The 21,055-nt window shown below is 45.6% G+C and carries 24 protein-coding genes and 2 pseudogenes; 11 read left to right on the top strand and 15 right to left on the bottom strand.

Annotation, left to right across the window (positions count from 1 at the left end):
• Window positions 1-160: 160 nt before the first annotated feature.
• Entirely contained in the window at window positions 161-1,171 is a 1,011-nt protein-coding gene (locus tag F6K63_RS34250) for a family 2B encapsulin nanocompartment shell protein (RefSeq protein WP_071103431.1), read from the bottom strand.
• A gap of 400 nt (window positions 1,172-1,571) precedes the next feature.
• On the opposite strand from F6K63_RS34250, the gene F6K63_RS34245 reads away from it, so the two are divergent.
• The gene (locus tag F6K63_RS34245; protein ID WP_287314593.1) at window positions 1,572-1,808 is read left to right on the top strand and encodes a hypothetical protein; all 237 of its coding nucleotides are present in this window, start codon (window positions 1,572-1,574) and stop codon (window positions 1,806-1,808) included.
• A gap of 64 nt (window positions 1,809-1,872) precedes the next feature.
• On the opposite strand, the gene F6K63_RS34240 is transcribed toward F6K63_RS34245, so the two are convergent.
• From F6K63_RS34240 to ndhC, 5 genes are all read right to left on the bottom strand, one after another.
• A complete protein-coding gene (locus tag F6K63_RS34240; RefSeq protein WP_287314592.1) occupies window positions 1,873-4,590 on the bottom strand; it encodes a SufS family cysteine desulfurase in 2,718 nt (905 codons plus the stop codon).
• A complete protein-coding gene (locus F6K63_RS34235; RefSeq protein ID WP_287314591.1) occupies window positions 4,583-5,560 on the bottom strand; it encodes a family 2A encapsulin nanocompartment shell protein in 978 nt (325 codons plus the stop codon). Before F6K63_RS34235 ends, F6K63_RS34240 begins: the two co-directional genes overlap by 8 nt.
• 905 nt (window positions 5,561-6,465) lie before the next feature.
• Window positions 6,466-6,996 (bottom strand): NAD(P)H-quinone oxidoreductase subunit J, encoded by a 531-nt coding sequence (locus tag F6K63_RS34230; protein ID WP_008180794.1) that lies wholly within the window; start codon window positions 6,994-6,996, stop codon window positions 6,466-6,468.
• Window positions 6,989-7,735: a photosynthetic/respiratory NAD(P)H-quinone oxidoreductase subunit K gene (gene ndhK / locus F6K63_RS34225; protein WP_008180795.1), complete on the bottom strand. Its 747-nt coding sequence runs from the start codon at window positions 7,733-7,735 to the stop codon at window positions 6,989-6,991. Before ndhK ends, F6K63_RS34230 begins: the two co-directional genes overlap by 8 nt.
• The gene (gene ndhC / locus F6K63_RS34220) at window positions 7,732-8,094 is read right to left on the bottom strand and encodes a photosynthetic/respiratory NAD(P)H-quinone oxidoreductase subunit C (protein WP_008180796.1); all 363 of its coding nucleotides are present in this window, start codon (window positions 8,092-8,094) and stop codon (window positions 7,732-7,734) included. Before ndhC ends, ndhK begins: the two co-directional genes overlap by 4 nt.
• Window positions 8,095-8,417: 323 nt before the next feature.
• On the opposite strand from ndhC, the gene F6K63_RS34215 reads away from it, so the two are divergent.
• From F6K63_RS34215 to F6K63_RS34190, 6 genes are all read left to right on the top strand, one after another.
• Window positions 8,418-8,765, top strand: a complete 348-nt coding sequence (locus F6K63_RS34215; RefSeq protein WP_008180797.1) for a rubredoxin — start codon at window positions 8,418-8,420, stop codon at window positions 8,763-8,765.
• Between the two features lie 136 nt (window positions 8,766-8,901).
• Window positions 8,902-9,906: a photosynthesis system II assembly factor Ycf48 gene (locus F6K63_RS34210; RefSeq protein WP_044492399.1), complete on the top strand. Its 1,005-nt coding sequence runs from the start codon at window positions 8,902-8,904 to the stop codon at window positions 9,904-9,906.
• A gap of 133 nt (window positions 9,907-10,039) precedes the next feature.
• Window positions 10,040-10,285 carry a cytochrome b559 subunit alpha gene (gene psbE, locus F6K63_RS34205; RefSeq protein WP_008180799.1) on the top strand — a complete coding sequence of 82 codons (246 nt, stop codon included), beginning with the start codon at window positions 10,040-10,042 and terminating at the stop codon, window positions 10,283-10,285.
• A gap of 122 nt (window positions 10,286-10,407) precedes the next feature.
• A complete protein-coding gene (gene psbF / locus F6K63_RS34200) occupies window positions 10,408-10,542 on the top strand; it encodes a cytochrome b559 subunit beta (protein ID WP_071986818.1) in 135 nt (44 codons plus the stop codon).
• 11 nt (window positions 10,543-10,553) lie between these two features.
• On the top strand, window positions 10,554-10,673 hold the full coding sequence (psbL, locus tag F6K63_RS34195; protein ID WP_071986819.1) for a photosystem II reaction center protein PsbL: 120 nt from the start codon (window positions 10,554-10,556) through the stop codon (window positions 10,671-10,673).
• A gap of 254 nt (window positions 10,674-10,927) precedes the next feature.
• Window positions 10,928-11,047: a photosystem II reaction center protein J gene (locus tag F6K63_RS34190; RefSeq protein ID WP_071986820.1), complete on the top strand. Its 120-nt coding sequence runs from the start codon at window positions 10,928-10,930 to the stop codon at window positions 11,045-11,047.
• Between the two features lie 498 nt (window positions 11,048-11,545).
• Here the strand turns inward: F6K63_RS34190 and F6K63_RS34185 are convergent, their stop codons facing one another.
• Both F6K63_RS34185 and F6K63_RS34180 read right to left on the bottom strand, forming a co-directional pair.
• On the bottom strand, window positions 11,546-12,406 hold the full coding sequence (locus F6K63_RS34185; protein ID WP_008180802.1) for a CPBP family intramembrane glutamic endopeptidase: 861 nt from the start codon (window positions 12,404-12,406) through the stop codon (window positions 11,546-11,548).
• Window positions 12,407-13,570: 1,164 nt separating this feature from the next.
• On the bottom strand, window positions 13,571-13,990 hold the full coding sequence (locus F6K63_RS34180) for an AbrB family transcriptional regulator (protein WP_008180804.1): 420 nt from the start codon (window positions 13,988-13,990) through the stop codon (window positions 13,571-13,573).
• A 408-nt stretch (window positions 13,991-14,398) separates the two neighbouring features.
• Between F6K63_RS34180 and F6K63_RS34175 the strand changes: the two genes are divergently transcribed.
• Entirely contained in the window at window positions 14,399-15,400 is a 1,002-nt protein-coding gene (locus F6K63_RS34175; protein WP_044492440.1) for a succinate dehydrogenase/fumarate reductase iron-sulfur subunit, read from the top strand.
• Window positions 15,397-15,585, top strand: a complete 189-nt coding sequence (locus F6K63_RS34170) for a CAB/ELIP/HLIP family chlorophyll-binding protein (RefSeq protein WP_008180807.1) — start codon at window positions 15,397-15,399, stop codon at window positions 15,583-15,585. The genes F6K63_RS34175 and F6K63_RS34170 overlap by 4 nt, the downstream gene beginning before the upstream one ends.
• 392 nt (window positions 15,586-15,977) lie before the next feature.
• On the opposite strand, the gene F6K63_RS37520 is transcribed toward F6K63_RS34170, so the two are convergent.
• From F6K63_RS37520 to F6K63_RS37515, 5 genes are all read right to left on the bottom strand, one after another.
• Window positions 15,978-16,085 (bottom strand): hypothetical protein, encoded by a 108-nt coding sequence (locus tag F6K63_RS37520; RefSeq protein WP_353737160.1) that lies wholly within the window; start codon window positions 16,083-16,085, stop codon window positions 15,978-15,980.
• Window positions 16,082-16,285, bottom strand: a complete 204-nt coding sequence (locus F6K63_RS34165) for a hypothetical protein (protein ID WP_287296000.1) — start codon at window positions 16,283-16,285, stop codon at window positions 16,082-16,084. The genes F6K63_RS37520 and F6K63_RS34165 overlap by 4 nt, the downstream gene beginning before the upstream one ends.
• Window positions 16,285-16,608, bottom strand: a complete 324-nt coding sequence (locus F6K63_RS34160) for a hypothetical protein (RefSeq protein ID WP_287296002.1) — start codon at window positions 16,606-16,608, stop codon at window positions 16,285-16,287. The genes F6K63_RS34165 and F6K63_RS34160 overlap by 1 nt, the downstream gene beginning before the upstream one ends.
• 134 nt (window positions 16,609-16,742) lie before the next feature.
• Window positions 16,743-16,991 carry a hypothetical protein gene (locus tag F6K63_RS34155; protein ID WP_008180813.1) on the bottom strand — a complete coding sequence of 83 codons (249 nt, stop codon included), beginning with the start codon at window positions 16,989-16,991 and terminating at the stop codon, window positions 16,743-16,745.
• A gap of 138 nt (window positions 16,992-17,129) precedes the next feature.
• The gene (locus F6K63_RS37515; protein WP_161603132.1) at window positions 17,130-17,312 is read right to left on the bottom strand and encodes a transposase DNA-binding-containing protein; all 183 of its coding nucleotides are present in this window, start codon (window positions 17,310-17,312) and stop codon (window positions 17,130-17,132) included.
• A 1,073-nt stretch (window positions 17,313-18,385) separates the two neighbouring features.
• On the opposite strand from F6K63_RS37515, the gene F6K63_RS34150 reads away from it, so the two are divergent.
• The gene (locus F6K63_RS34150) at window positions 18,386-18,646 is read left to right on the top strand and encodes a hypothetical protein (RefSeq protein ID WP_287298616.1); all 261 of its coding nucleotides are present in this window, start codon (window positions 18,386-18,388) and stop codon (window positions 18,644-18,646) included.
• Between the two features lie 259 nt (window positions 18,647-18,905).
• The gene (locus tag F6K63_RS34145; RefSeq protein WP_287314589.1) at window positions 18,906-19,160 is read left to right on the top strand and encodes a hypothetical protein; all 255 of its coding nucleotides are present in this window, start codon (window positions 18,906-18,908) and stop codon (window positions 19,158-19,160) included.
• A 289-nt stretch (window positions 19,161-19,449) separates the two neighbouring features.
• Here F6K63_RS34145 and F6K63_RS38150 read toward each other — a convergent pair.
• Together F6K63_RS38150 and F6K63_RS38145 are read right to left on the bottom strand one after the other, a co-directional pair.
• A pseudogene (locus tag F6K63_RS38150) lies at window positions 19,450-19,729 on the bottom strand (IS701 family transposase); the annotation flags it as partial.
• Between the two features lie 403 nt (window positions 19,730-20,132).
• A pseudogene (locus tag F6K63_RS38145) lies at window positions 20,133-20,432 on the bottom strand (IS701 family transposase); the annotation flags it as partial.
• Window positions 20,433-21,055: the final 623 nt, after the last annotated feature.

The raw sequence follows: 21,055 nt of genomic DNA, 5'->3' as shown, positions 1-21,055 counted from the left end.
AGGTGGGTAGGGGAGCTTTGACACTCCCGCATCGGTATGACGTTTTTAATTCTCTTAAAAAATCATATCGAATGAGAAGTGTTCGCGAAGCGTCGGCGAAAGCCGATAGCAGTACGGGAAAACCGCTGCTGCGTAACATCCTCATAGAATCCTCCGTGTTTTAACCGGGGGAGATGTCAATATTTGGATCTTCATCATAATAGCGGCCAATATCTACATTTTCTAGTACCCCCAAAGCATCGGGAACCAGTACGGCGGTGGAAAAGTAAAGAGTGACGAGGTAGGAGGCGATCGCCTTCTGGTCAATGCCCATCAACCGCACGGACACACCTGGAATCTCTTCATGTTCGCCAATCAAGCCGGTTTTACGCAGCCCTACCACTCCTTGCTGCGCTTCACCCACGCGCATCAGCAGAATATTGGATTTGCCTTTGGCGTCCACAGCAAGTTTATTACTGGCAATAATGGGAACTCCACGCCAGGTGATAAAGGGCGATCCAAACAGGTTCACTGTGGCTGGGGGAACCCCACGACGAGTGCATTCCCGACCAAAGGCGGCGATCGCCTTAGGGTGGGCCAAGAAAAAAGCAGGTTGTTTCCACACCTTAGCCAGGAGTTCATCCAAATCATCCGGGGTAGGGGGACCTGTGCGTGTTGAGAGTCGCATGGAAGGATCCGCCTTGTGGAGTAACCCAAAGGCTCGGTCTGGATCACCATTGCCATCGTTATTGACAATTTCCCATTCCTTGCGCTCCCTTAGCGCTTCAATAGTCAAGCGCAACTGCTCTTGCAACTGATCTCTGGCATTGCTGTATAGGTCACTGACCCGGGTATGCACCCGCACAATCGTTTGAGCCACCCTTAAGGGATATTCCGGCGGGTTATCATCGTAGTCAACAAAGGTTTGGGTGAGGGTGGGTTCCCCTTCGTGACAACTTAAGATGTCAATGTTCTTTTCTCCGTCATCGTTTGCGGCAAAACCCTCTAAAATCCTGACATCCCGTCGGTTGACACGGTAAGTCCCCCCTGACACTTCAACCCAAGGCAATAGCTGGAGCAACCAGCGTGGTGAAATGGCCCGCATTTGCAGCGGGGATTTCATGGTGCAGGCTAGTTTCTTGGCGGCCCGAACACTTACACTCTGTTGTGGCCGCTCCGATGTGTAAACCATAGAATCGGTTCTCTTAAACGATTAGGGTCTAAGGGTAAACGCATCTAATTGGCACGATTGCTATATATAGTGTTTTTAAAATTAAATAAACACTATATCATGTAGAAAATCCCTTGTCAACAAACGCAATAAAGCCTGGTTTATTGAAAAATACTCCCAGTTTATTGACAAGATGCGTTTACCAAAAATTTTGGGTTTAAAGCCCCGTCCTTATAGGACGGCTTTCTTTTTAAGTTAAAATTTGACAGTTTTATCACTGCGTGTTATTATAAAATTATAAACAAAAAAACAAAGAATAGATAAATACTATCTAATGATAAGTAGACAACGTAAAAAATATGTATAAGATACATATTGCGTAATTTGGTCTAACGACTTAAGCGATGCAGAGGTGCGACCCGTGGCGAATTTAATTCGCCAACGGAAAGCGCACCATTACGGTCTTGGGGGTTTCCCCCACTCGCTATTGCATCAAGACAACGTCTATGAAAAAAAATTAGATAAAAAAAGTATCTATCTATATAAAAAAAGGTACGGTGGGGCACACCGAAACCTAAATCTTTTATTTAAACGCTTAGGTCGAATTGCCCTCTACTTTTTCTGGTTCCGACCTGCTATACGCAAGACAGCTCGTTGAAGTAAGAATCCCCGTCCTTATAGGACGGGGAGTGTCAACCTGATTATGATATTTAGATTGAGTTTTAGGATAGCTGGTGTTTGGCCTTTTTAATTGCTGCAATCAGCTTATCTACTTCTGCAAAGGTGTTGTAAAACGCTAAGGAGGGGCGCACAGTGCTAGTCAACCCAAACCGTTTCAGAGTGGGTTGGGCGCAATGATGTCCAGCACGTACGGCAATGCCTTCACTATCCAAGAATTTCCCCATATCCTCTGAAGAAATATTCTTAAGGGTAAAGGACAGCGTACTGACCTTACCCGCTGCTGTGCCAATCTGGCGCAATCCTGGAATGGCTGCCATTGCTGCTGTAGCATAAGCCATCAATGCTTCTTCATGTTTAGCCGCCGCTTCAAAACCAATTTGATTGAGATAGTCAATGGCTGCCCCTAAACCTACGGCTGCTGCCAGGTTGCCGGTACCTGCTTCAAATTTAGCTGGAATGTCGTTAAAGGTGGTTTTTTCAAAGGAAACAGACTCAATCATATTGCCACCGCCTTGCCAGGGGGGCATCTCTTTGAGTAAAGCTGCCTTGCCATAGAGAGCACCAATGCCAGTGGGGCCAAAGAGCTTGTGACCGGAGAAAACATAAAAGTCAGCCCCCAGGTGTTGAACATTGGTTCGGAAATGGGGAACCGATTGAGCCCCATCGACCACCACCGTAGCACCATGGTGATGAGCCATAGCTGCCATGGTTTTGATGGGCAGCACCGTTCCCAACACATTGGAAACATGACTCAGGGCAACGATACGGGTGCGATCGCTGAGCAGTTTTTGATATTCCTCCAGTAAGATTTCCCCTTGATCACTAATAGGAGCAACCTTTAACACGGCTCCTTTCTCTTGGGCTAGCATCTGCCAGGGTACAATGTTAGAGTGGTGCTCTAAAGTAGTGAGCACAATCTCATCCCCAGCTTTAACATGCTTGCGACCATAGGTTTGCGCCACCAAATTAATCCCTTCGGTCGTACCCCGTACAAAGACTATTTCCTTGGCTAAACTTGCACCCAGAAACTGTTGAATTTTCTCCCGAGCGTCTTCGTAGGCATTGGTAGAGCGCGCCGCTAGGGTATGAGCCCCTCGGTGGACATTGGAATTATCCTGCTCGTAGAACTGGGATAGAGTATCGATCACGCTCTGGGGTTTTTGACTGGTAGCAGCATTATCCATCCAGATCAGTGGCTTGCCATGAACCTGCTGGTGCAGAATTGGGAAGTCTCGCCGTACCGCTTCCACATCAAAGCTATCCTGGGGCAGTTGCGAGGTTTGCTGATCAGTGGAAAGCTTGGATGAGCTTGACTCCGCCGGTTTTGAGTCTGGCAAAAAGTAAAACTTAGGTGTGCTTCCAGGGGGTAGAGGCACCGCTGCTGGAGGTTCGGTTAGAGACTGATGCAGATCTGTTTCACTCAGAGCAATGTAACCAGCCCCTTCCTCTAAAATGCTCAGGAACTCGGCACCGGGTAGCATCTCAACCTGAGGTAGAGCCTCGCTGGTGCTCTGTCCCCCAAGTTGTTTGAGGTTTCGGATTTCCCCTTCCCCTTGACCTTGTAGCTCACGGCTCTGGGTTTCTATTGCCCCTCCGAGTTGTTCCGGGGCCACCATGTTGCTACCGGATGGGTCACCAGCAGGTAGCGTAGAGGCAGCAGAGGTTATGGTTGGAGACAGATTCTGCAAAAAGTAATAATCGGAGGAACTTTCCTCAAATAAAGATGCAGGTTGGGAAGAAGCCGGTGTTTTCCCCTCGATATCAGGAGAGGATTGTTGGCCCACTGCACCAGCTTGTTCAGGGTTTAGCACCGTTTTAGCTTTTGGTTCAACCTCCGATCCTACCTGTTCAGGGTTCTGCAATGCTGTACTGGTAGATCTTGCTGCTCCCATCTGGTCTGAGCCAGATTGAGGGGAAGCCGGAAGAGCAGGTTCGGTTGGCAGAACGGCTGCCATGCCTTGCTCAAACAGACGCTGTAATTCGGCTGAGTCGGGTAGGAACTCGCTGAGGCTGAGATCCCCCATCCCTGTCATGCCATTGCCACTGCTTGGAGATTGACTGGGTACTTGACGCCCTGGCCGATTGGCTTCCGTAGCAGCAGTGCTGGGTGCAGTTGTGCTTTTGGTTGCTGCCTCACTGGTTTGAGTCGCAGACAAGTTGGGGGTTTGTGCTGAGGAGATCTCAGGCATTAAGGCAGAGCCAGAGGTACCCCCCTGAGGCACTGGCGTTGATGGGGCAGATGTGGGTGTTTTTCCCTGGAGATCAGGAGATGGCTGACTAGTTCCAGCCATCTGGTCTGGGGTTGACCCGCTGGACAGCTGCTGTTGAGCTTCAGCTCCCAATAGGTCTAGGCTCTCCAGACCAGACATAAGTTGTTGAGCCTCAGACATGATTGGGTCTATTATTTGGCCTAGACCCTGTAGGCTGGACAGCTGCTGTTGGGCATCAGACAGCAATTGCTCTGGACTTTGCCCACTAGTGGTCTGCTGGGGTTGAGCCTCCGGTTGCTTGGGACTCTGGCTGCTGGATTGGGATTGAGCAGCCGCTACCGGTTGACTTAAACCCTGTCCAGTCAACATCTTTGGCATCATGCCAGCCATTGCCTCTGGTGAGGTTAGCGGTTCGGGTAGCTGGGCAAAGAGCTGATTCAATATTTGATCTAACATTTGGGGATCGGATAGATCCCCTCCGAAAGAACTTTCAAGGGGTTGACTGTTCTGAGGCGATGGGGAAAGATTTAAACCTTGTTGTTCAGTCATAATTATGGTATGTCGTAATATCTACGTTCTCCAGAACGCCCAGGGCGTCGGGCACGAGGCAGGCTACGGAAAAATAGATGCTAAGCAGGTAAGTGGCAATCGCCTGGTCACTGATCCCCATTAAGCGCACAGACACGCCCGGCACTTGTTCTCCAGGCACGCCAGTTTTTTGTAGACCCACCACCCCTTGGGCGGCTTCGCCAACTCGCATCAGCAGAATATTGGTTTTGCCCTCCTTTACCTTCAACTTATTACTGGGAACTACCGGAACCCCTCGCCAGGTGATATAGGGTGAACCAAATAGTTGAACGGTTGCAGGAGGAACACCCCGGAGCGTACATTCTCGACCAAAGGCAGCGATCGCTTGGGGGTGAGCTAAGAAAAATGCTGGCTGTTTCCAGACCTTTGCCAATAGTTCATCAAAGTCATCCGGTGTGGGTGGCCCAGTACGAGTGGAGATGCGCATAGATGGATCTGCGGCATGGAGTAAGCCATAGGCTTTGTCGGGATCACCATCACCATCATGGTTAATAATGTCGTTTTCCTTACGTTCCATCAATCCTTCAACGGTGAGGCGCAACTGCTCTCGCACCTGATCCGTGGCATTGCTGTAGAGATCACCGACTCGGGTATGAACCTTCAAGATTGTCTGGGCAATACTCAAAGGATACTCCCGAGGTTCATCGTCGTAGTCAACAAAGGTTTGGGTGAGGCTGGCTTCGCCTTCGTGGCCACTTAATATTTCAATGTTCTTTTCCCCATCGTCGTTCGTGGCCATCTCTTGTGTAACTCTGACATCTCGGCGGTTCACCCGGTAAGTACCACCTGAAACCTCAACCCAAGGTAGAAGCTTGAGGAGTAAACGTGGGGTCTTCCCCCGCATTTGGGGCGCTGTTTTAGTCGTCGTCGCTAAATTACGCGCTGTTTGAGTACTTAAGCTTTGTTGCGGTTGGTCTGATGTATAAACCATCTCTTAAATCCAAGCAGTACATTATATTAATTCAACTGAATTAATATACTATTCTCCTGACGCGGACAGCAATTTAGAGTAAACAAATCTTGTATCTTGTTAGGTAATCGGTAAGATTTCTTAATTAACCATGGCTTATTGTGCTTGTTGACAAGGGATTTTCCACATATAGTGTTTATTGAATTACAAAAACACTATATAATGAAATATTGCACAACTACAAAAAACTTAATAACGGCAGTGATAACAATCAATTTCAGTACTTAAATAGTCAAATCTTATCACTTTTCCCTGTTCACCGTTCCCTGTTCCCTAGTTTGACAGGTAAATTTTTAACTTGGTGCAATATCTAAGTATACTCAGCTCTTGCACCTGATCAGACAAAAATAAAAACCTAGTTCATTTAACCAAGGCATAAGTATATCTAACCAGGGCTATTTCATTGCGGAAAATGCGCTCTTTGTTTATCTATTCGAAACTGGCACCATCTTTGTGCCTAAGCTATATTTTAAAAGTAATCAGAAGGATAGAGATTTAGAGCAAAGTTACGATCAACGACAAAGATTTGAGGTAACTGATGCATCCAAATACGTGAAGCATTTCACCAACAAGCAGCATTTTAGACCTTGCTTGTCAGTCCTTATAATATAAGGCATCGTGCCGGTTTTTTGTGAAAGACTTTGTGCAAAATTTAGCCCACACTCACACTTGGCCGTAGGCCATGGGTGGTCGATCAAGCTTGCAGATTTGGGGCTTCTTTTCCTGGAAGCTAAAAGCTGATCAGGTCATCGAGAATCCTAAGTAAGTTGATTTGACTATAACCCATCAGCCCTCTTAGGGAGTGAGGAAAGTGCGATGTTGAGTTTGCGATCGCATCAGGGAAACGATCACAAACCCATAGCTAATCAATAAGCATCCTGTAATTCGTAGAAGTCCGGTGATATGTAATCCTTCCGCAAAGGCCAACCCACCCAATCTTCTGGCATCAAAATCCGCTTCAGGTTAGGGTGTCCTTCAAAAACTATACCGAACATATCGTAGGTTTCCCGCTCCTGCCAATCAGCAGCTTTCCAAATCCAGTACACCGAGGGAACCTTAGGATTATCTCGCGGTAGGAATACTTTTACACGCACTTCCTCAGGCTGATCAGTATTATCACTCACTTTAATCAAGTGGTAAAAGCTCACCAAGTCTGCCCCAGGACCAAAATCATAGCCTCCTTGACATTGGAGGTAGTTAAACCCATAGGCGTACAGAGCAGTAGCAATGGGAAGCCAGACATCTGGTTGAACTTTGAGTACCTCAACGCCTAGGTGATCCAGCTCCATGAACTCATGGTCAAAACCGTTTTCCTTGAGCCATCCGGAGACTTTTCCCGCTTCAACTATCTCAGAGGATTGTGTGGTTTGCTCTACTGGTTTTGACTCTTCAGCCACGCTTTACCTCCTGCTTTTGATAGGATTTGAGTGCTGGTGGTACTGCTATTCCCATCTCCTCGGTCAACTGTTTGGGTGCAGTATAGCGCTCCTCTGATTGCAGGTACTTACCCGTCAAAATCTCTGGTACCACTTTCATGTTGTGAGTGGTGCTGTAGTAACGGTGGGTTTGCTTGAGCTGACCACGCTCCTGAATCGACTCGTTAGCCACCTTTTTGCGAAGCTTGACAATAGCATCCATGATTGCTTCTGGACGAGGGGGGCATCCAGGTATATAGACATCCACTGGAATCAATTTATCCACACCACGGACTGCTGTTGGAGAATCAACGCTAAACATGCCGCCAGTGATAGTACAAGCTCCCATGGCAATCACGTACTTCGGCTCTGGCATCTGCTCATACAGACGAACCAGTGCTGGTCCCATTTTCATAGTTATGGTACCCGCTGTGATAATTAAATCCGCTTGCCTGGGGCTAGAACGAGGAACCAAACCAAAACGGTCAAAGTCAAACCGCGACCCAATCATTGCTGCAAATTCAATGAAGCAGCAAGCCGTACCATACAACATCGGCCAGAGGCTGGAAAGCCGCGCCCAGTTGTAAAGGTCGTCTACTGTAGTCAAAATTACATTTTCCGATAGGTCTTGAGTGACTTGGGTTCGCTCAATCGGGTTAAGAATTTTGTTTGTTTGCTGCTGTTCTATAGCAGCACTATCCTTTGTAAGATTAGATTTCATGACCATTCCAAGGCTCCTTTGCGCCAAGCATAAACCAGAGCAAGCACAAGAATTGCAATAAAAATTAGGGCTTCCACAAATGCCAGTAATCCCAGGCGATTGAAGGCGACAGCCCAGGGATAGAGGAATACAGTTTCAACATCGAAAATCACGAACACCAGGGCGAACATATAGTAACGAATGTTGAACTGAATCCAAGCACCCCCCACTGGTTCCATACCAGATTCATAGGTGGTGCGTCGCTCTGGCTCCCGATGGCTAGGTCGCAAAAGCTTGGAAGCCGACAGGGCTAGTAGGGGCACTAAGCTGCAAGCTAGTATGAAGCCTAAGAGATACTCGTAACCGCTAAGAACAAACACAATTGGTCAGTGCCAGGTAAAAACTGGCGTTAGTACTTCTTTACAAACTTTATTATAGGTGCTCTGCCCTTTTGAACGGTCCTCAGGGATCAGTGGTTGGTTCTCAAAAGCCAATGACTACCATAGACTTCAAGGTTGTTCGTAGTTGAGGGTAATCGCTTTGCCTAGAAGACCCTACCATTTCAAGGGTTGATCAAAAATCCGGTCAGGCATTGGGGAGAAACTCCTGAGCTTAAATCAAAAGTTAAGAAAATCTGACCCTTAGTGTGTGATAATATTTTTTAACATAGTTATTAAGATTTGCTGCTTAAGCTTACAGAGCAATGACTGAACGAGCCCCAGAGCAAACCCTAGCTGAACAAGCACCCAGCAGCTATGAATGCCGTGCTTGTGGCTATGTTTACGATCCGACTAAGGGAGATAGCAATCGCAATGTTCCAGGAGGGACATTATATAAGGATTTGCCAGATGATTGGCGCTGTCCAGTGTGCAGCGCTCCGAAAATTCAGTTTATTAATATTGGTGCTGTTAATGCCCCGTCTGGATTTCAGGAGAATCTTACCTATGGCTTAGGTGTTAACCGCATGACACCAGCACAAAAAAACCTTTTAATTTTTAGCGCTTTAGGATTAGGCTTTTTATTTTTTCTGAGCCTTTACGGTTTGAACTGAAATCAGGGCAGTTGGCAAGTTTATTGAACGTGAGCAACTGCTGGCATCACCAAAGCTTAGATCTAGAAGCCATCGCCCTTGCTGGGTTCTGAAAACCTACGGAGAAAGCTGCCATACTCAAAAAGTTCTGGAAATAATGAGATATTTGATGAAAACGCTGAAACAAATTTTAATATTACTGGCGGTGGCATTAATTTGTGTCAGCTGCAAATCTCCTTCATCCATAAGCTACAATCCTTGGGCGGTTATTTCCTTACCTACAGAAGCGACCATGCAAGACCTTGGCTTTACGGGGGATCTTAGTCATGGATGGATTGTGGGTAGCTATGCCACAATTTTTGAGACTAAGGATGGGGGTAATACATGGCAACAGAAAGGCTTGGATCTCGGAGATGAAAATTATCGCTTCTCCTCTGTAAGCTTTGCTGGTGATGAGGGGTGGATTGTTGGTCAACCTTCGATCATGCTCCATACTACTGATGGGGGGGAATCTTGGTCTCGCATTCTCTTAAGTGAAAAGTTACCAGGTTCACCCAACAGAGTGCTCGCTCTCGGACCCAACTCAGCAGAGATGACCACTGATGTTGGCGCAATTTATCAGACTAAGGATGCTGGGAAAACCTGGAAAGCACAGGTAGCACAGGCGGTCGGAGTCACCCGTAATATTTCCCGCTCTGAAGATGGTAAATACGTGGCTGTGTCTGCTAGAGGTAACTTTTACTCCACTTGGGATCCAGGTCAGAGTGCTTGGTTACAGCATAATCGTTACAGTTCCAAGCGTCTTCAGAATATGGGGTTTACCCCCGATGGTCGTCTGTGGATTCTTGCCCGGGGTGGTCAGGTACAATTTAGCAGTGCTGAAGACCTAGAAGATTGGCAAGAACCGATGTATCCGGAAGTTTCCAACAGCTTGGGATTACTTGACTTAGCCTATCGCACACCCAATGAAATTTGGTTAGCAGGTGGCAGTGGTAATTTGCTTTGTAGCTTTGATGGTGGAAAAACTTGGCAAAAAGACCGGGATCTTAAGGATGTTCCCTCCAATTTTTACAAAATCGTCTTTGTAACACCAGAACAGGGGTTTGTAATTGGTCAGAAAGGGATTTTACTCAAGTATGAGCCGCATACCCAGGAAGCTTAGGGCTTTGAAATCCCTATGATCGATGCCAGTCAGTTTCGTTTTATGTTTCAACATTGAAGATGTAGAAAAAAACGGCACTTAGAACTATTATAGTTATGGAATTCTAAACGGTTGTTGGTAAGAGGAATCTACGATGGCAGGTACAACTGGAGAACGTCCGTTTGGTGACATTATTACCAGCGTTCGTTACTGGGTCATTCACAGTGTTACTATCCCAGCCCTATTTATCGCTGGTTGGCTTTTTGTTAGCACTGGTCTGGCTTACGATGTGTTTGGCACACCCCGTCCTAATGAATACTTTACTCAAGAGCGGATGGAACTACCAATCGTTTCCGACCGCTACAATGCTAAACAGCAAGTTGAACAATTTGCTCCATAGGTGTGACCCGAAAGTGCGACCCAAGGGCGATTTACTCGCCCATGGGAAAGCGCACTTTGAGCGAATTTAATTCTTAATGGGTCAAGCGCACCTAAAGGTTTTTTAGATAAAGGCAGACAATCATGACTAGCAGTAATCCCAATCAACCAGTTTCGTATCCGATTTTCACGATTAGATGGTTAGCGGTTCATACCCTAGCCGTTCCTTCAGTCTTTTTCTTAGGCGCGATCGCAGCCATGCAATTTATTCAACGATAGGAGAAGCAATTATGGAGCGGAATTCCAATCCCAATAGACAGCCGGTTGAACTCAATCGGACGTCTCTTTACTTAGGTCTATTACTGATTTTTGTGCTTGGTATTCTGTTTTCCAGTTATTTCTTTAATTAACTGATTTAACAGATTCGCCTAAATCTCCATCTTAGAGAAGGCTAGGATGTAGACGGGAAAAGACTCTTAGTTAATTCCCTGGTAATTTCCGGTTAATCGGGAATTTACTACTTTACTCCTGATAGGAGTTGCACAAAACCCTTACCACTAGGGAGGCTTTTCAAGGAAATTACTAGTTATTAAGACTAGTTATTAAGCCTTCTATCGTTAACTGCATCTAAAAAAAACTTGATTTAAAATTGGAGGTATAAGCTGTGTCTGGAGGGGGAAGAATTCCTTTATGGATAGTTGCCACTATCGCTGGTACTGGTGTCCTCGTAGTGGTTGGTCTTTTCTTCTATGGTGCCTATGTGGGAGTTGGTTCTTCCATGTAAGGTTGACCGATTTCTCTGATTAACACCCCGGCGAGGTTCCCTCGCCAAGGTAACGCGCACGACAAGAAAGGCGCGAAATTAAACATGAAGTAAATCCACAGGTGCGACCCGTGGCGAATTTAATTCGCCACGGGTCGCACCTTTTTCAGCTTTTATCAATGTCCTAACCTTAATGGGTAGTGTTATAGCGCTACGCTTAGCGTGAGAAGTTAGAAGTCAGAAGTCAAAGGTGCGCTTTCCGTAGGCGAATTAAATTCGCCACGGGTCGCACCTAAAAGTAAGCGATTACTTACGTTTCGGAGTTTAGGAATGTCCTAATCTGAATGGGTAGTGCTATATATAGGAGTCTGTTGACAGGCTTAAAGCCAATTTAAAACAGGTTAAATATTGATTAGACCTCAAAAGTAGTTTTCTGATAGTGTTTGCCTCAATTATTGTCCACTGTTTCGGTGATCCGCTGTTCCCTCCCGACAACTGCCGCGAAGTCTATTATGTTGATCAAATGTTGACCAGCTGATCTGGCAACATCAGTAATAATAAAGCCCCAACTTCCAATAAACAAAGAAGACCCACTATCCCAGCTAACGGTTTTCCTCCCAAACCCGTTATCCAAATTGGTCCAATGCCTGTGTAAGCAATTAACTCAGCTGAGTCCAAACAAGTTAAACCCCAAATCCAACCAGCATGTAGTCCCCATGCTAAACCCAGACTGCCTCCATCCACCCAACGGGCTAGGACTAATACCATTCCCATTAGCCATAATCCTGGTAACTGAGGGATAGTATCTTTTTGTTCCCAAACTAGGTGTAACAGGGCAAAAATCCCACTAGAGATGGCTGCTCCTACCCAGATAGAATAATCCTGCTGTAGTTGATTCACTAAGAAGCCACGAAAGACTAACTCTTCTGTAAGCCCAATCCACAGCCCTAATAACATCACTGGCAGTAATATCGGTCCCAAACGCTGCCAATTTTCATAATTCCACCTCACCCAGCCTAGTAATAATTGCCCAGTAAATACTATGATTAAGCTGAGAATACCTACTCCTAGTCCCAATCCTAGAGACCCTAAAACGCTTAATTTCCAATCCAATCCGTAATCGGAGAAAGGCACCCCCTCTAGTTGAGAAGCTCCCCATAAAATTAGGGGAGCAATCAGGTAAAGTGCTGCCAGTAGTGGTAACTTTTGGTCTGGTGCTAAAGGCTGATTTGGACGCCACTTTAAAACCATAGCTATAGGGAAAGCTAGGGGAAGCCAAAAAACTGCCCAAGCTAGGAAAAAAGTTCCTACCTTCAAAAGAGTAGTTGACGTCATTAATGACACAAACGACCCATTAGTTGCCTGATCAAGAATAGCCATTGGCGAGATTGGCAAATTACTATCAAATTACTATAAGGTCTCAACTACACTATCATAAGCGGCTGCTTTTTTCCTATGCCAAGTTCCCTAAGGACAGAGCACATCGGGCTGGTTAGTAATAGCCTGCTTTACCGACTCCTCAGGTAGTAGAAAGAAGATTTTTGTTTCTACTGTCTTCTTATGGGGCATCCTCCACTATCGAAGGGTAGACATATGATTCTTCAAGGTGATCAGCTTTTCAGCAGATCAACCAGTCCACTTGCTTAAAAAATTGACATTTTCCAAGTAGATGTGGGTCTGTCCTTTTTCCCTCATAGTGAGCTTAGCCCAAGCTTTTTCAGGTTTTTTACCTGCGGTTTGCTTGTGCCTTATGGTACCGATTCAATTATTTTGAGACTCCCCGCTCGCTAATAGATGGGGATTCTTGGCTCAACGATTCGGCTTGCTATGATTGGTTTTAACCAAGCACAGTAGAGGCCAAATCTCCCCGGAGACGAAACCTTAGAGAGGGTCGCCTTTATCGTCGGCAGGTTATGCAGAAAAGGGTTAAATCTTTTTTAATAAGGCGACCCTCTCTAACGGTAACTTCAAACCCAGGGTTTGGATTTAAGATCCAGGTTGTGGTGTGCCCCACCCTACCTTTTTAGAATGGGAGACAATCAACTTTAATACAATATCTACCTTATTCGTTTCATAGACTTCCAGATCCTTAGACGAAACCGAGGTGCACGTATCATTACTTTGAACAGGTTTTTACGTTGTCTATTTATATTCAGGCAAGTTGGTTGTCTCACTTCCTATTATATAGGACAGCGCTAGTTTAGGGATTACCGACAACAGAATAAAAAAATATCCATTGACGAATTTATTCGTCAATTTCTGTTTTATCCCCCGGATAAATCACGGGGGCTTTACCCATCACGTCGGTAACAGATTCTTAAAAGCTCACGTGCCCAAAAAATATTCACGGCGAGGCAACGCTAGCCCCACATGGTCGTTTTTCATCCCCGCTCGCTGAGAGACGGGGGTTTCAAACTCGCAGGATTTTCTGTAAGAAGGATTACTTCAAAGCGGTGCCACCCCGAGCTTTTTCAAAGCGGTGCCACCCCGCACTTTTTCAAAGCGCTAGGTAACGCGCACCAAGAGAGCGCTAGGGAACACGCACTAAGAGGTGGCTTTCTTTGCTTTTTGAGTAGATACCTCTTCAGATTCAAAATCGTTATCCACCTGCTTGAGATGGATATGTTTGTAGCCTAGTTTAATTTCAAATTCATCACCAGGCTCTAATCCCATGGCATGAGTGTAGGTTGAACCAATAACAATTTGACCATTCTTATGGACACTCACACGATAAGTCGGTTCACGCCCCCGACCATCTTTTGTGCCTTCTGGATCCAGGGGAACACCCTTGGCTCCTAAAACCGCATCATAAAAATCTGTTAAATTAACGCGGGTCTGGTCTGTTTTAGTTATAGTGTAATAGCCGCAACGCTTGGCTGTCTCTCGGCGAGGCAAGTGTGATAGCTCTTTTACTTTTTGAAGTAATGCTTTACCAGTTAGGGGAGTACTTGAAATCTCTGGCATAATCTCACGAGATATCCTTTAAACTTCAGAGTGGTCAAGATCATTAATCGCCAAACTTTGGCTCTATTAAAAATATATCGTTAAATCTATCTCAGTTGACAAGATATTTTGGATCATTTGTTTAAATCTTTACGTATTTCAATAATAACAGATCAGACAATCCCTGCCTAAGCCTTTAGGGGCAGTAACATGATAACTATGGAAATAATCCAGGAAACATACCAAAAGGAAAGCACTCTTACACCAGAAGTCAACTAGCGAGCGGTATTGCTTCGGGAGGGACTACTCAAACAAGTATGGCCTAATTATCAAGAGGAACTACTCACCGGAATAGGAGTCCTGTTGACCCTAGCCCTTAACCTTACCGATTATCCTTGTATATGTTGGAATATTCAAGAGCTTAGTTTTATGCAAGTTGATTTCAAAATCATTCGACAGACTCAAAACACTGCCCCACTACTCCAGACTTATAAGCTGGATGTCGAGAAAGGAAACACGATTCTCGAATGCTTGAATCGTATTAAGTGGGAACAAGATGGTACTTTAGCTTTTCGCAAAAATTGTCGCAACACGATTTGTGGTAGCTGTGGCATACGAATTAATGGTCGGTCGGCTTTGGCCTGTAAGGAAAATGTGGGCAATGAATTGGGGAACCAACAGCTGCCAGATGAATCTAAAATTCCGGAGATTACTATAGCACCTCTGGGGAATATGCCAGTAATCAAGGATTTAGTCGTTGAGATGAGCAGCTTCTGGGATAACTTAGAAGCTGTTGATCCCTACGTCAGCACTGCTGCTAGGAAGATTCCCGAACGGGAATTTTTACAGAGTCCTGAAGAGCGATCGCATTTGGCTCAGGCAGGTAATTGTATCATGTGTGGTGCCTGTTATTCTGAGTGTAATGCCAAAGAAGTTAATCGAGATTTTGTCGGTCCTCATGCCTTGGCTAAAGCACAGCGTCTGGTGGTAGATTCCCGTGATAATACCACGGAAAATCGTTTGGAGAAATATAACGAAGGAACAAAAGGAGTCTGGGGTTGTACCCGCTGTATGATGTGTAATGCCGTTTGCCCGATGGGTGTGGCTCCTATGGATCAAATCGGTAAGATTAAACAGGATATTCTTGAAGGTATTGATGACCAAGATAGTCGTCCAATCCGCCACCGCAAAGTCCTAATTGATTTAGTGAAAGAGGGAGGTTGGATTGATGAGCGTAAGTTTGGCTTGCAGGTGGTTGGTAACTCATTTCGAGATATCCAAGGTTTGGCGAGCCTAGGACCACTGGGATTACGAATGCTAGTTCGAGGTAAGTTTCCCTTGAGCTTTTCTCCATCAGCAGGGACATCACAAGTGCGATCGCTAATTGAATCGGTAAAAAATTTGGAGTCTGAAGGATCTGAGCAGCCATGAGTTCTGAAACACCCAATTCTAGTGAATCATCTGAGGAGTCTTTTAACCAACCTGAACCAGCTTTTGGTTGGACTCCCTATGCTGAGCAAATCAACGGCAGGTTTGCGATGGTTGCCTTAGTTTGTATCCTGTTACTGGAATTGCTCACTGGTCAAGGTTTGTTGACTTGGCTGGGTCTACTCTAAGGAATTTCCAACCACTATATAATGATCGGGAGCTTGAGATTTCTTTGCTCTTACCATCACGGTTGTTGAGGGTTGAGGGTTGACGGTTATAGCACTACCCATTAAGGTGTTTGACATTGATACAAGCAGCAAAAGGTGCGACCCGTGGCTAATTTAATTCGCCAAGGTCAAGCGCACCTACGCTGTTGTAGTCAACTTTTAGGTGCGACTCGTGGCTAATTTAATAATTAGATGCAGGAATGAAGTTACCGTATTCAGAGGGTCGCCTTTATGGGTTACTGGCTATACGTAAAAGGGTTAAAACTTTTGTAATAAGGGGACCCTCTTCAAGGTTTCGTCTCCGGAAAGCGCACCTTTGCCTATTGTCCGCCCCCCTTATTAAGGTCTATCCATTAGGCAAAAGTAGTCGAAACAGTGATAGAGACGTTTGATGTAGAAGCAAGTTGTGAACCTTCAAGCAAATGGTAGAAGGTAGAAAGCCCTCGCCAGAGAGTTTTCAAGCCAGGTTCGCCATCTCCAGTACGAGCCAAAAATCCACCCAAGCGTGCAATCCCGCGTCAGAGCAAAACGCAAGAGTAGGAGGTTTTTTCGAGGGGTTTTTGGATTGAAATTGAAGTCGCTTGAGCTTCCATTCCGGTGGAGAGAAAACAACTTGGCAAGAAGCATCGGGATTAAGTCGAGCTTGATAAGTTAACCACATTAATCGCCAAGCAACAATATTATAAGTAGCCAGTGCTTTGAGTAAACGCTCTCGGGTTTGAAGTTGAAGTTTTTCGCGCGCGTCAGCCACTTTTGAGCGGTTTTGTGAAAGGGTTCGATCAGCCACCGATAGCTATACCACTGCACCCATTGCCAAGCTTGAGTAAAGTTGTCAATGGGTAGAGTGGTGAGCAATAACCAACGAATGGGTGGACTACCATCAGCAGGTTTCTCAGTTTCTTCTACGAGTAGTACATTGATTTCCACTGGCTGGAGATTGTGGGGTTTGGGGTGATGTTGAGGCACTTCCAGAGTGACTCTCATCCCTCGGATTTGTAATAGTGCGCGGGCGAGCTGGACGTTTGGGATTACGCTCTAAGTTGATGGTCATTTTACCTAAGATTGGCCTTTGTTCAATCGTCGGCAAAAGATATCCCATCTCCTCTTTCACCCTGGGGTTATACTGCTCTCGAAGAATCAGTAATTCGCGCTTTGGCAGAGCGCTTTTGGGCGAACAACTCAAAGATATCGGCCTCGCGATCAGCAACATGTATGAGCTTCGCTTTTTCGGCTAGTCCTTCCTCGGCTCCTGTAAGAGTCTCTAACCATCGATAGCTTTCTTTTTCTTGAATCGCTTTTTTCTTGCGTTCTTTTTTCTTTCCACTCCTGTGCTTTCTTGTCCAACTCTGCTGATGTAGCAGTCCCAATGGCTCTCAATCGCGCACTCACCGCTATACAGCTATGAACTTTGATTCGAAGTTGCTTGGTCTGATTGATATATCCCAAACCCTTCGTGGCTTGATGTGTCCTATACTCCAAGTCGGTCGTGTCCTGTATTGCCAGCACTACTCACGGCGACCGACACACCTCCTCACTACGCCTTCCCTGTGTGAAGCCAATAAGTCGGTCCCTTTCACTGTCTTATTTGACCAAAATCTGTAGATACTTTGACTCTCGCTGGCATTTCCACTCGCTTTTGGTACTGTTTCTCCTGGATGCTCACTTAAGACCAGAAGTGTCTTTCTCAATCTTTTTGCGTGGCGTATGTCCTGAAAAATTTCGGATTTATCTCCTGGCTTATCCAATCCTTCATTTGTTCCTCTTCATCCCCTGATTGGCTTTTTCCTTTCATACTCTCACAACCTCCGCCTCACTGTCCACTCCAGCTTTGCTGCACCGAATTAAGCGCGATCGCACTTCAAGATTAGCGATCGCACTTCAAGATTAGCGATCGCACTTCAAGATTAGCGATCACAGTCTTGGGAAACCCCTGTTAGTCTATACTCCAGTTAATAATTACGCTCACCACTCCTCTCCCCATCCTTGCCTACATCAAACGTCTCTATCACTGTTTCGACTACTTTTGCCTAATGGATAGTATTAAGGTAGGGGGGATTCCTCTGGCCTTGCCCGTAGCGCTATATACTACCTCTGCCTGGTATTTCCTCTTTGCCCTGACGAGGTGATTGTTGCGGCTACACAAATGTAAAGACCTAGCATGCTAGGTCTTTACAAGCCTCTGGGGACTGAATTAAACCGGAGTATTGCACCCGGATTGGGGATCAGTTGTGCCAATTAGATGGCATTGCTTAATAATGGAATGATTTTAAGAGTGAGGTGGAATGGGCATCTTGCCCGTTCCTGGCGGTGCGACCCGAAGGTGCGACCCAAGGGCGATTTACTCGCCCTTGGAGGCGCGCACCTTGAGCGAATTTAATATAGGACTTACGCAACTGGCACAACTAATGGTGGGGCTAGACCTGGTTGACTGACAAAAGTTCACATAGCGCGTACGGTGCAGCAATCGGTGTAGCGGCGCGCTACCCAACGGAAGACTCATCCTTTCCCAGTGATGGAAGGTGTTACCTTCTCAAATTGGCTACAAATGCCATATTCTGACTGGGTGACTAAACTCAGACAGGATGACAAGCGAAAACACCTCCCGTCTCTATAATGCCGAAGTTACGTTATTGGGTCAATCCAAACAATGGGCTGATATCAGGCATCTACATACAAGGCGTCTGGATGGTAGTTGGACTAATTCACTCAGGTAGCGTAAATCTGACAAAATGGACTATGTACATCCACTCAAGTGCTGTGTTTGCGACAGTCACGCAACGTCGATTCAGTCGATGGTTGCTTCGGTCCCCGGATTAATCCACAACGGTTATATAGCCCACTGATTCAGGAAGCGAAGAATAGATGGGAAAATGAACTATTGTATCTAAGCTTGGATACTTCCATGCTGTGGAATCAATATTGTCTGATTAGGGTAGCTGTGGTATATCGAGGAAGAGCAGTGCCAGTGGCGAGCGCGAGTACTGGAGCATTCTTAATGCAGCGTCTTGATAGGCAGCTATAATGACAAAGCTCTTGACAGTGTCGCGATTAATCCCAGATAGAGTTCAAGTTGTACTGCTAGCAGACAGAGGATTCATCAATACTCAGGTGAATGTTGTATGCCTTGGCTGAACTGGGGAACGCATTATCGCATCCGCATTGGTCTGTGATTTCTGGCTCTGGCGACATGGGTTAGGTTGGTCTCAAGTACGAGATTTTCATGTTCTACGGGGTGAAGCTCTTTTACTCCAAAATGTCTGGATTCACAAAACCGAATATGCATGGTGCAGTTAATCTGGGTCTGGCAAATGATGGAATTAGCGGAGAACTTTGGTACATCGTCAGCGACGAACCGACCACCCTTGCTGACATTTCGGGAATATGGCTTACGCTTTGATATTGAAGAGAGCTTTCTTGATGACAAGTCCAATGGTTTTGAGTTGGAAAGCTGTGAGATTCGGAATGCAAAGCGCCTGATCGCGATTGTGTTTCGTCTTGGGGATCGCTACTCTTTATCTCACTGCCCAAGGAACTAAGGTCGTAGCCCGAGGATTACGCCGTTTTGTAGACCCTCACTGGTGCGCGCGGTAACAGTTATCTCATGCATTGGTTGGGCATGGGTATTGACTGCACGCTACTCTTGGTTGGGAGTTGTTTGAAACCCTAATTTTAAGTGGGAAACCCGACCCATCACCAGCGATGGCTTCCCGAAAACAGGACGAGCAGAAGAGGTATCGGCGCTTAGTTTACAGTAAGGTCTTTTGACTATGCTTGTTGAGTTTTGTCAGTCAACCAGGGGGCTAGACCACGGCGAGAGTCTAATAACTAAACTATAGACATAGTAATGTCGGGACGTTTTAGTTGGTTAATTAAGTAATTGGATTTGAGCCCATGCTTAATTTGATAAATTGTTTGACCACTTTTATAAGCCAAATTTTTAAGGAAAGAGCCAAACTAAAATAGCACAAGCAATATGGTTTCTTTGAATACGACCCTTGCGACCTTGACATGATTCAATACCAGTCAATTGTTTTAATTTAAGATGAAACTCCTCAACCTGACATCGAACCTTACACTCTTTTTGTACAACGTCCCTGGAGGCGCGCATTCCAATGGGCAGGTAAACTGCCCTTGGGTCGCGCCTCATAATTCTGAGATAAATCGTTTGTAGCGATGCAGCGCGGTCTTGGGGAGGCAGCGCGGTCTTGGGGGTCTCCCCCATGAGCGACTGCCGTGGTTTCCCCCGGAGACAAAACCTTAGATAGGGTCGCCTTTATAGTTAGCAGGTTATGCAGAAAAGGGTTAAATATTTTTTAATAGCGATGCAGCGCGGTCTTGGGGAGGCAGCGCGGTCTTGGGGGTCTCCCCCATGAGCGACTGCCGTGGTTTCCCCCACTCGCTATTGCATCAAGACAAGGCAACCCTATCTTACGGTAAATTCAAACCATGAGCGACTGCATCAAGACAGCGATAAAATCCGTTTTGTCGGTGGAGACACTTACCGGTCAAAGTTTCACTTTTTTGGAGCAGGTAAATTTGTTAATTTTTACTAATTTACCGGATTTTAACTCTTTTTCATCCCAAACTAATGATTCAATTCTTTGATAATCTTTTTGATTGCCAGTCTCATCCACAAGTCGATTCCGTTTGAGAGGACAATAATAATATTATCCCAAACCATCGATATATAACATTAATTTATTTTTGGCATACCAACTGTCCATCAATACAGTTCTAAATGGCAACTCCTTAGAATAGACAAGGTTTTGGAGCCTATCCAAAACCTGTTCTATTTTTGTCTTACCATCCTAGAGACGAAACCTTAGAATAGGGTCGCCTTTATGGTTGACAAGCTATGCATAGAAGGGTTAAAACTTGAGGCGCGACCCCGTAATTTAATTCGCCATAGGAAAGCGCGCCTCCATTGATTAAGGCGACCCTATTCTTACGGTAACTTCACCGTTATGGGTCATAAATCCGATAGTATACTACCCAAAACTTTTGGGTTTCGTGATTGACCTATAGGCAATTTATTAATCAAATTACTTGGAGGCGCGCATTCCAATGGGCAGGTAAACTGCCCTTGGGTCGCGCCTCGATTATACCCTGGAAATTACCACTATATTGTCGTTTAATTATCTCGATTTTTATAGAGTATAGTTTCTCAATTACTGTGTCATCAAAAACTAGATCGGCTTGCTCATTTATTTCAATTAAGTATTTGACATTATCCCACAGTAAGCGTGGGGTCAACTTATCATTTTTTAGATAACCGTTGATTTGATCATGGCTAATCTGCCCTAGGGCGTGTCATCAAATAGGTGTCAATCCAGTTTAAAATAGATAAATTCTTGGCGAGTTGAGTAATTTCAGGAGTGGTACAATGACGCGCCGCTATGCTTTGCGGAATGACCAGTGGGAACGCATCAAA

It is taken from the genome of Moorena sp. SIO1G6, from assembly GCF_010672795.1.
Taxonomy (GTDB): domain Bacteria; phylum Cyanobacteriota; class Cyanobacteriia; order Cyanobacteriales; family Coleofasciculaceae; genus Moorena; species Moorena producens.
This window is presented reverse-complemented; position numbering and strand designations above follow the sequence as displayed.

Bases quoted from the DNA above. Each gene is read 5' to 3' on its own strand.
- psbF (WP_071986818.1), top strand. From the start codon at position 10,408: ATGACTAGCAGTAATCCCAATCAACCAGTTTCGTATCCGATTTTCACG.
- F6K63_RS34210 (WP_044492399.1), top strand. From the start codon at position 8,902: ATGAGATATTTGATGAAAACGCTGAAACAAATTTTAATATTACTGGCG.
- F6K63_RS34235 (WP_287314591.1), bottom strand. From the start codon at position 5,560: ATGGTTTATACATCAGACCAACCGCAACAAAGCTTAAGTACTCAAACA.
- F6K63_RS34165 (WP_287296000.1), bottom strand. From the start codon at position 16,285: ATGTGGTTAACTTATCAAGCTCGACTTAATCCCGATGCTTCTTGCCAA.
- F6K63_RS34250 (WP_071103431.1), bottom strand. From the start codon at position 1,171: ATGGTTTACACATCGGAGCGGCCACAACAGAGTGTAAGTGTTCGGGCC.
- F6K63_RS34160 (WP_287296002.1), bottom strand. From the start codon at position 16,608: ATGAGAGTCACTCTGGAAGTGCCTCAACATCACCCCAAACCCCACAAT.
- F6K63_RS34175 (WP_044492440.1), top strand. From the start codon at position 14,399: ATGCAAGTTGATTTCAAAATCATTCGACAGACTCAAAACACTGCCCCA.
- ndhK (WP_008180795.1), bottom strand. From the start codon at position 7,735: ATGAAATCTAATCTTACAAAGGATAGTGCTGCTATAGAACAGCAGCAA.
- psbE (WP_008180799.1), top strand. From the start codon at position 10,040: ATGGCAGGTACAACTGGAGAACGTCCGTTTGGTGACATTATTACCAGC.
- F6K63_RS34145 (WP_287314589.1), top strand. From the start codon at position 18,906: ATGGTGCAGTTAATCTGGGTCTGGCAAATGATGGAATTAGCGGAGAAC.
- F6K63_RS34170 (WP_008180807.1), top strand. From the start codon at position 15,397: ATGAGTTCTGAAACACCCAATTCTAGTGAATCATCTGAGGAGTCTTTT.
- F6K63_RS34180 (WP_008180804.1), bottom strand. From the start codon at position 13,990: ATGCCAGAGATTTCAAGTACTCCCCTAACTGGTAAAGCATTACTTCAA.
- psbL (WP_071986819.1), top strand. From the start codon at position 10,554: ATGGAGCGGAATTCCAATCCCAATAGACAGCCGGTTGAACTCAATCGG.
- F6K63_RS34185 (WP_008180802.1), bottom strand. From the start codon at position 12,406: ATGGCTATTCTTGATCAGGCAACTAATGGGTCGTTTGTGTCATTAATG.
- F6K63_RS34215 (WP_008180797.1), top strand. From the start codon at position 8,418: ATGACTGAACGAGCCCCAGAGCAAACCCTAGCTGAACAAGCACCCAGC.
- F6K63_RS34240 (WP_287314592.1), bottom strand. From the start codon at position 4,590: ATGACTGAACAACAAGGTTTAAATCTTTCCCCATCGCCTCAGAACAGT.